General features: G+C 64.4%; 4 protein-coding genes and 2 pseudogenes. 2 read left to right on the top strand and 4 right to left on the bottom strand.

From position 1 onward, the window contains the following. The coding region (locus Y706_RS0102135) for a DUF445 family protein (RefSeq protein WP_028275290.1) at nucleotides 1-218 on the top strand (218 nt) is incomplete at its 5' end. Here the strand turns inward: Y706_RS0102135 and Y706_RS0102130 are convergent. The 3 genes and pseudogenes from Y706_RS0102130 to Y706_RS23100 all read right to left on the bottom strand — a co-directional run. Next, nucleotides 201-632 (bottom strand): annotated as a pseudogene (locus Y706_RS0102130) (transposase); the annotation flags it as partial. The gene Y706_RS0102135 and the pseudogene Y706_RS0102130 overlap by 18 nt on opposite strands. A 438-nt stretch (nucleotides 633-1,070) precedes the next feature. Further along, on the bottom strand, nucleotides 1,071-1,973 hold the full coding sequence (locus Y706_RS0102120) for a dienelactone hydrolase family protein (RefSeq protein WP_028275288.1): 903 nt from the start codon (nucleotides 1,971-1,973) through the stop codon (nucleotides 1,071-1,073). 118 nt (nucleotides 1,974-2,091) lie between these two features. Beyond that, a complete protein-coding gene (locus Y706_RS23100) occupies nucleotides 2,092-5,556 on the bottom strand; it encodes an Ig-like domain-containing protein (RefSeq protein WP_052354980.1) in 3,465 nt (1,154 codons plus the stop codon). A gap of 741 nt (nucleotides 5,557-6,297) precedes the next feature. Between Y706_RS23100 and Y706_RS0102105 the strand changes: the two genes are divergently transcribed. Beyond that, the gene (locus Y706_RS0102105) at nucleotides 6,298-7,227 is read left to right on the top strand and encodes a DUF6492 family protein (protein ID WP_156945044.1); all 930 of its coding nucleotides are present in this window, start codon (nucleotides 6,298-6,300) and stop codon (nucleotides 7,225-7,227) included. A 187-nt stretch (nucleotides 7,228-7,414) separates the two neighbouring features. On the opposite strand, the pseudogene Y706_RS27680 reads toward Y706_RS0102105, so the two are convergent. Next, a pseudogene (locus Y706_RS27680) lies at nucleotides 7,415-7,725 on the bottom strand (transposase); the annotation flags it as partial.

Here is a 7,725-nt window from a genome sequence, read left to right as displayed (position 1 = left end):
ACCTCGTGAAGACCTACCGCTCGGACATCGCGGGGGTCATCACGGACACCGTGGCCCGCTGGGATGCCGAAGAGACATCGCAGAAGATCGAACTGCAGGTCGGCAGGGACCTGCAGTTCATCCGGATCAACGGCACGGTGGTGGGCGCACTGGCCGGGCTGGCCATCTTTACGCTGGCCACCCTGCTGTTCGGCGAGTCCCTAGGGCGTGTCTCCTAAGGCTGCCAGCCAGATGCTGATTGCCCGGAACACGGCTCCGCCGCGATAGGTGAGTGCGAGTTTGTCGTACCGGGTTGCCAGGGCCCGCCACTGTTTGAAGATGTTGGAGTTCCGTTCGACGACGTTGCGGCCTTTGTAGGCTTCTTTGTCGAAGGCCGGAGGCCTGCCGCCGGTGGATCCGCGTCGTTTCCGGTGGCCGATCTGGTCGGATGGCTGCGGGATGACAGCGACGATGCTGCGGTCGCGCAGGTGGGTCCGGATCGCCCGGGATGAGTAGGCCTTGTCGCCGCGGACACGGTCCGGGCGGGTGCGAGGCCTGCCCGGACCAGATCGGTTGATCTTCAGCCGGTCCATCAGATGGGTGAACATCGGCGCGTCTCCGCCCTGGCCGGGGGCTACCAGCAGCACCAAAGGCCGCAGCAACGGCTGAATGCGAGCCCACTGTACGGGACACCCATTATGCATCCCCAACTACCAGCCCAGGTTTTAGGAGACACTCCCTAGCCGATACCGCACCGGAGCACGACCGCGCCCGGGAACTGCTTCGCCAGCAGGTTGCCGCGCATCCCGGACGCCCCGAGCTGGCACTGGTGGAACACCTTTCCGCGCTGAAAGCGTCAGCCGATCGCTCTGCAGGGTCCCCCGTCGAGACCGGCAAAGCCCCCGGTCCGGTTGCCGACCCCGGGGTGTAAAGGCGAGTCGGGAAGCAGCGCCGGAGCCGCAGCTGTAGACGCGGATCCAGTCCACCTGCGGCCGACCGGCCGAGGGGTAATGCAGCAGCGCAGCCGCCAAGCGCCAGTGCGCCTGCCGCGCTCCCTGCCCCGGCCCTCCGCTTCACAAACAACGCGCCCCTCACACGTACTTGGCGAACCAGGCCAGCGTGTCGTTCCAGGCGGCGGTGGCCTGCTCCTGGTTGTACCGCTCCCCTATGTCATTGTGGAAAGCGTGGTCCACGCCCGGATAAACCTTCAGTTCGTACGGCACGGCGGTCTTGGCCAGCGCATCCCGGAGTGCCGGCATGGCACGGGTAATCCGCTGGTCAAGCTCGGCGTAGACGCCAAAAACGGCCGCCATGATGGCCGGCACCTTGTCCAGGTCAGGTGAAGGTCCATAGAACGCCCAAGTGGCCTTCAGCCCCGGGATTGCCGTCGCCGCCTGCCAGGTGATCCCGCCGCCAAAGCAGAAGCCGTTCATGGCGATCCGCCCCTCGTCAACAAAGTCCTGGGCGTTCAGGTAATCGAAGGCGGCAGCGAAGTCGGAGACGTGGCGCTGGGCGCCCGCCTGGGTCAACGCCCCCGGCACGGCATCCGGGTCCATGCCGGCTGTCCCGTCCTCCCGGCTCAGCAGGTCCAGGGCCAGCGCCGCGTACCCGGCCTTGGCGTAACGGCGTGCCACATCCTGGATGTGCGGCGTCAGGCCACGGTTCTCGTGACAGATCAACACCGCGGGGCCGACAGCGCCGTTCCCGGGACGGGCAAGGTACCCGCTGATGTCGGTGCCGCGCGCAGGGAACCGCACCGTCGCCGTCGTGAGTCCCGACGCCCCCTCGGGAACGGACAGCGGACTCTTTGCCCCCGGCACCGACCCCGCAGGCGAGGTACCTGGCGCCGGTGAGGACGAAGTTGGCGCGGGCATGGGGTCGGTGCTGCGGGGGACTTCTTCGGGCGTGCAGCCCACGAGCGTCATGGCGCCGGCGCGATAGTCGTCGAAGAATTCCTCAATCAGGTACTTCTCAAACTTGCCGAGCTGGGTCATGGCGGACCTCCCGTGGGTGTGCCGATCGTCCTCCTCCGAAGCCGTCATCCGGCAAGCAGCAAAGGGCCGCGCGCACCCGATCCACGTGCGGCCCTTTGCCATCCGACGCTGGCTTCCGCTACCCGGTGACTTTCCTGGCAGCGGCATGCCACGTCAGCCGTCCATGCTGAAAATCCGTAGCCCGGCCGACGGATACCGTGTACGAGTCCCTCGTGGGGTAACCCAGCCGACTCGTCTCCCAGCCGAGCGACGCCCACTTCGAACGGATCGCACCATACACCGAGTGCGCCCCGGTACCGTTCGTCCAATAGATCGATGCCCCACCGGCTCCGGAGAAATTGTTGTATCGCCCCCGCCCGTCGGGCGCGCGCTTCTCATCCGTGATCGGATAACCCAGCGGACCTGTCTCCCAGCCCAGCGCCGCCCACTTGGCTCGTATTGAACCCATGACGGAGTGCGCGCCGGTCATAGGTGACCAGAAGATCGAGCTTCCATCTTTACCTGAGAAGTGGTTGTACTGCCCTACCTTGTCGGACGAAGTCGTCGTGTCGGTGGTCGGATAGCCCAGGCCCGTCTCCCAGCCCAGCGACGCCCACTTGGTTCGGACCGCCCCTGTCACCGAGTGCGCCTTAGTAGTCGGCGTCCAGTAGATCGATGCACCGCCGGCACCGGAAAAGTGGTTGTACCGTCCCCGCCCGTCGGGTGCGCGCTTCTCATCCGTGATCGGATAACCCAGCGGCCCGGTCTCCGCACCCAGTGCCATCCATTTGGACCGGATCGAGCCCAGGACAAAGTGCGCTCCGGTGGTCGGGGAATAGTAGATCGAAGATCCGCCCGCGCCGGCGAAGTCACTGTAGCGGCCCACTTTGTCCGGTGAAGCCTTCTGGTCGGAAATAGGGAAGCCCAGTATGCCGGCCGGACCGCCGGCGGCCCTGTAGCGTTTGCTGATCTCACCGAGCACCGCATGGGCCCCGGTCTTGGCTGACCAGCAGATCATGCCCCCGTTGTAGTCCTGGCACTTCCCTCCCGCCACGGCGTACTCGGAGGTCAGCATCCGGCCCAGGATCGTCCCCGGGCGGCCGGCATTGATCTTCCACCCGTAGGCGGCGATGGGGTCGTCGGTGCCCCTCCCTGTGAGCATGACCTTCTGGGCGGCCTGGCCGTCATCGGCGGTGACCAGGTAAAAGGTCTCACTCGACCCGGCTTGCCCAACGGCCGACGGCGCAAAGGTCACTGTCTGGTAGGCAGTCTCACCGGCAGGGATCTTTAAGCCCTCCGAAATGGGAGTTGCCGTGGAGAAGACCCCCTGCGGCGCTTTCGCCTTCGTTATGGTCATCGGGATGTTTCCAGTGTTCTTGATCGGAAAAACCCGGGTAACCGACGTCCCGGCGGGGACGTCACCAAAGTCCAGAGTGCGCGGCAACTCCAGGTGCGCTGTTCCGGAGATGGCCGTCGCGGTAATCTTGACGGTCACCCCACCGCGGTCGCTTACGACCGACAGCGAGTCGGTCACCGGCTTAGCCGTGGTGGGGGTGAAGGTCACGGACACCGGCACTGACCCGAGGGGTTGGATCGTCTGGCCCACGACCGGCGCCGTGCCTGCATCCACTTTCAGCGCCGCGTTGACTGGTAGGGTGACGCGGGTGAGCTTGACGGCGGTTGTGCCGGTGTTGACGATGTTGATCGTCTGCCGGCTAGTTGTCTTCGTTGGCACGTCGGTGTACTGGATCAGGCCCGGGGTCGCGCCCAGGCCGTCCTTCGTACCTACGGCGTGGACGCCGAGGAGGACGGTCTCGCCGTCCGTGGTCTTGACGGTCAGCGTGCCGTCAACCTGACCGGCAGCCGCGGGCGAGAACGTCACGGGGACCGCGAGATTTCCGCCTTTAGACACCTTCCGAGGCAACGTCAGCGAGGTTCCAATCTTGAACGGTGCACCTGTGGTGATGGAACTAATCGTCACGGTCCGGGATGCGGTGACTGTAATGGTTCCGGCTGCAGCGGTACCCACCTTGGCGTTGCCCAGATCGGAGTTCTTAGCTCCTACTGCCGACGTCGTTGGGGCGCCGAACCCGAGCACGTGCCCGTCGCGAGTGCCGACGTACACACGGCCTTTATCGGTTGCCACCGAGGAGAACTTGGCGCCGATCCCCAGGGGGGCGCTGAAAACCTCTTTGAGCTGGCCAGTACCGTCCGGAAGTGCCTTGTAGGCCCGCAATTCCGCACCCGCACCCGTTCCTCCGCTGACATAGACCACCCAGACAAGGGCGGAGGACCCGTCTTTGCCGTATGACGTCACCGCCGGCGAACCGGAGCTGAACCCGAATGTTCCGGCGGAGGTCCCGACGGCGGCGAGGCTGACGCCACCCGCAGCGCTAGTCACCAACTTGAACGCGCGAAGGTATCCGTTGCTCTCTACGGCGTAGATATAGCCACCGCTACTGCTCCCAAAGAACGCAGGCTTGCCCCACACCCCGTTGTACGGACCGGCTATGTCGAGAACGGCGTCGGTTCCGCCGGGCCCCTGCGCCATGCCGCCGAGGTTGTCCCGGTCCAACAGGTAGACCCGGCCGTCTTTCCCGACTTGCGCCATCAGATGGGGGTGCTTCGCTGTGCCGTAGCCGTCGGGAATCGCGAGGGGGGCTCCGGCTCCCAGGTCGGCGTCGTTGCGGTTCAGCCTGGCGTTGTCGGCCGGACTGAAGAAGTCCGTTGGCTTCAGATTGCCGTCGGTGCCCACCCGGAGCCGGACCACAGCCTCGGCCAGGGTGGTGGGAGGCTTCGAGCCCGGGCCGGGACTCGGGGAGATGCCGTTGCCGGTCGCCAGCAGGATCTGGCCGGGGCCGTCGGAGACGAGTCCCCCGCCGGACTGCCAAATGCCGCCCTCCGCGTTGGCGTTCCCTGACTCTGTCGCCCACATCGTCGTCTGCTTGCCGGCTGTCGATACGCCGACGACATAGCCGACGAAGGGGGTGTAGTCGCAGTGGCTGGCGAACCCTGCATAAACCACGCCGTCCAAGAGCAGCAACCCCGGGCGCTGCATCGCCGTCATCGGGTTGAACGGTCGGCCTGGGTCATTTGTCGGCGAGCCTTGGATTGTGACGGGGAACCCGGGCCTCTCCGCGCCGGTCGCCACATCCAGTTTGTGCATGTACCAGTGCGGGAACTGCTTACTGGCCCCGTCATTCGTCTTCGCCAGCAGGAAGATGCTCTTCGATGCCGGGTCATAGACGGGGGTGGAAGTAACTCCGATATTGGGCGTAAGGTCACCGCAGTTCACTGTCGAAGCAGGCCACGCCGGCCCGAGCTTGCGCGTCCACTTGGCCGCACCTGTCTCGCTGTCCAGCCCGTAAACCGCGTTGTTCTCAGTCGCGGCAACCACGGTGCCGCCGACCACCAACGGCTGAGCGTAAACCTGCCCGTCCACGGTGGCGGAGAATAGCCGACCGAAGTTCGAGGATGCCACAGATGACGGCGAGAGACCGGCCTCGTCGCGATCCCAGCCCGTCCGTAGGGAGTCGTTGGCGATCGTGCCCACGTCGGCTGCGGCAATCCCGCTGGTGGACAGCCCTGCGAATGCGAGGGACATTGTTATTAAGCCTGCCCAGGCGCACCGCGACCGCAGGCGTTGCGGGGACGAAGTTATGGGGATGTTGGCAGACCAGTGGTGCCGGAGGCGAGCCGCCCCAGCCATACGTAGACGGCGCGGACGGCCCAGAAAATGGGCGTAGAAACCCCGTGGTTTTGTTTGATCACGCATGGCTGAGACCCGTTTCTGATCAGTACATTGATTTGATTAACCCAGTACTCAGGAGCGTAAGAGCGGGGGTCCAGGGGCACCCGAGTGGTGCCTACTCGACTTTGAGGGGGCTGCCTGTGCTTGGTCCGTGGCACTACTTGACCGCTACGTGGGCGCGCGCGAGTGCCTACTTGGTACCGCGGATGCGTGGGCGGTGGGGACGACGTCACCGCTTCCGACGCTGGCGAGGATCAGGCCTGACTGTGGACCGCCCCGATGGGCGGCGCCCGTCAGGAGGGCAGCGGCCCGCTGGCCTTATCCGGCGTCGGCGCACTCTTCTCCGAACTGTGTGACCTGAGGACATAGGCGACACATGTCCTGGGACATGCACGACAGCTGACTCACGACACGTGTCCCGGGGCATCGGCGACGCTCTTCGGCACGTCCCGCGACATCGGCGACAGCCGGGCCGTCAACGATGGGCCATGTCGAAGAACAAGGTCATCGTCCCGCTCCCGCACCAACCCGCGGGCCACGGCCGGGCCCGTGCAGGCCCGCAAGAGGCGAATTAGTTTCTGTTAGTCTTTGGCGGTGCACCTTGAACCCAGTGATGTTGACCTTGTGACTGTGACGTTCGAGGGCGACGCGCGGCTTGCTGTCCTTCAGATTATTTCGGTGGACCGTCTTCTGGACCACGAGAGTATTGGCCGGTACATCGTTGTCTTGAACGGTCAGGACAACGCTGCGGTCGAGGCGTTCTTAAGATCCAACGTTGAGACCAAGATCTCGTCCGAGCTGGCGGCGAAGATCGAGTATGTGCCAGCAACCGACCTACTGCCCAATAACGACCCGCAGGGCTGGCGCGGTCAGCAACTCCTGAAGCTAGTAGTGGCGGCCAACCTGGCCTCCCGCTACTACCTTGTGCTGGACGCTAAAAACCACTTCGTGCACCGCACCCTAGTCAGTGATTTCTTTACCGAGACCGCGATCAAGACTTTCCGGCGCCCCGCTCCCAAGGTTCAACGTGCCTGGATAGAGGGTTCTTTCGGATTGTTCGGGGCAGCGGATCGGGCTTCGGAGCTCTCAGAGGCCGCGATGCCTACCATCACTCCTTACCTCATGCACACGGGCACCGTTCGGAAGATGATGTCGGACCTTGAGTCCAGGCATGCTGGTAAGGCTTTTGGGGATATTTTTGAGTTTGAGCTGTCTACGGCTACCGAGTTCTTCCTTTACTGGGCCTATTTGTTTGCGACGGGCCAGGAGGGGCTGTACGAGCATAGCGACAAGATGGCGGTGACGCTGTTCACTAAGTACCCGCGCCGGTCCAGCGATTTTTTGGCGCTGCTTGAGTCTGCGCGGGCCGATAGGGTTGCGATGTTCGGGCTTCACCGTCGGCGTCTTCCGCAGTTGAGTGATGTGCAGCGGGACCTCATCGTTGAGTTGTGGGGAACCGAACTCTTGGCGGCCGATGAGGATGCCGCGTGGTTCATGGAATACGAGAATCCAATGTCGGCGTGACACCTACGGCCCAAGAGCCCACCCGTGCCGTAGAGGACTTGATGGGGCTCTTGTTTATTCCGCGGTTTGTTTGCCGGTCATCTCCTAGTGAGCCTTCAAGATCCGCACTGAGGACGCTGCCGCGGTCCATTGCAGGGCGTCTGGGCGCATGGCGACGCCGAACGGCAGGCACCGGCGAAATCCTCGCCTAGGGCGTGTCTCCTAAGGCTGTCAGCCAGATGCTGATTGCCCGGAGCACGGCTCCGCCGCGATAGGTGAGTGCGAGTTTGTCGTACCGGGTTGCCAGGGCCCGCCACTGTTTGAAGATGTTGGAGTTCCGCCCGACGACGTTGCGGCCTTTGTAGGCTTCTTTGTCGAAGGCCGGAGGCCTGCGCCGGTGGATCCGCGTCGTTTCCGGTGGCCGATCTGGTCGGATGGCTGCGGGATGACAGCGACGATGCTGCGGTCGCGCAGGTGGGTCCGGATCGCCCGGGATGAGTAGGCCTTGTCGCCGCGGAC

It is taken from the genome of Arthrobacter sp. I3, assembly GCF_000520575.1.
In the GTDB taxonomy this organism is placed as follows: domain Bacteria; phylum Actinomycetota; class Actinomycetes; order Actinomycetales; family Micrococcaceae; genus Arthrobacter; species Arthrobacter humicola_A.
The sequence above is the reverse complement of the archived record's forward strand: the minus strand, read 5'-3'. Positions and strand labels throughout refer to the sequence as shown.